Source organism: Vibrio sp. M260118, assembly GCF_036533755.1.
GTDB lineage: Bacteria > Pseudomonadota > Gammaproteobacteria > Enterobacterales > Vibrionaceae > Vibrio.
Genome location: NZ_JATABG010000699.1, coordinates 1 through 565, shown reverse-complemented (window position 1 = coordinate 565; position 565 = coordinate 1). Strand labels below are relative to the sequence as shown.

General features: G+C 47.1%; 1 protein-coding gene and 1 pseudogene. Both read left to right on the top strand.

Annotated features, from left to right (window positions below; translation table 11 throughout):
- Nucleotides 1-372, top strand: a pseudogene (locus QTO00_RS20675) (MFS transporter); the annotation flags it as partial.
- On the top strand, nt 369-565 hold a 197-nt coding region (locus tag QTO00_RS20670), incomplete at its 3' end, for a DUF1415 family protein (RefSeq protein WP_331426395.1). The pseudogene QTO00_RS20675 and the gene QTO00_RS20670, both read left to right, overlap by 4 nt.

Here is a 565-nt window from a genome sequence, read left to right as displayed (position 1 = left end):
AGCCTACTCGGGATGTTGATCGCTTATATCGATTCGCTTGCGTTTATGTTGATGGGATTACTGTTGATTAGCTTCGGCGCATTTTTTACCCATACCTTGGCCTACGCTTGGGTCAGTCAAAAAGCCACCCACGCAAAAGCCACCGCTACCGCTTTGTATTTGGTGCACTACTATGTGGGCGGAAGTATCGGCGGATTCTTCCTAATCTACTGCTGGCAACACGGAGGATGGGGTTACGTTGTCGCAGGAGGTTCGGTGCTCTATTTGTTGATTTTCTTCCTTTGTCACAAGCTCTCACACTGGCAAGAGCACAAGCCTCTGGTTGAAGATTCTGTTATTCTGGCGCCAAACACTAAATTGGAAGCAAAATGACAGCCAATAGCTCAACACCAGCAAGCCCAGAACAAGTAAAAACTGCCGTCAACCAATGGCTAAATGATGTTGTTATCGGGCTTAACCTCTGCCCTTTCGCGGCAAAGCCTCAACGCAATAAACAGATTCGTATTTTTGTCAGCGAGGCAACAACGGAAGAAGCTCTGCTTGAAGACATCCTAACTCAGCTAAT